At 57.4% G+C, this 535-nt stretch carries 1 protein-coding gene; it reads left to right on the forward strand.

The features are described 5' to 3' along the window. Positions 1-20 precede the first annotated feature (20 nt). Positions 21-535 (forward strand): 30S ribosomal protein S9 (gene rpsI / locus BKN05_RS12335; RefSeq protein WP_286688768.1); only part of this gene is annotated, 515 nt, incomplete at its 3' end.

The following is a 535-nucleotide window of genomic DNA, read 5'->3' on the forward strand; positions in this document are numbered from 1 at the left end:
TTTAAGCAGGTGGCACAGTAATGACTGATCAGAACTTTGAAGAAAACACCGTCGCTGACGCTTCCGATATCGCTGCCGCAACCGCAGCTACTGAGCAGTTCACCAACACCATCGGTGATTCCCTGGCTCCGGAAGCTTCCGACGAGGTAGAAACCGCTGCTCCAGAAATCCACGAGGGCCCAATCCAGACCGTCGGTCGTCGTAAGCGCGCCGTCGCTCGTGTTCGCCTGGTGGAAGGCTCCGGCCAGATTGTTGTCAATGGTCGTAGCTTCGAGGATTACTTCCCATCCAAGCTGCACCAGCAGGACATCATGACCCCACTGACTCTGCTCGAGCGCGAGAATCAGTTCGACATCAAGGTCACCCTTCACGGCGGTGGCCCAACCGGTCAGTCCGGTGCACTGCGTCTGGCTATTGCCCGTGCATTGAACGTTTACAACCCTGCTGAGCGTGACCAACTGAAGAAGGCTGGCCTGCTCACTCGTGACGCTCGTGCCGTGGAGCGTAAGAAGATTGGTCTGCACAAGGCACGTCG

It is taken from the genome of Corynebacterium sp. S5S1, from assembly GCF_001913985.1.
Lineage (GTDB): Bacteria > Actinomycetota > Actinomycetes > Mycobacteriales > Mycobacteriaceae > Corynebacterium > Corynebacterium marquesiae.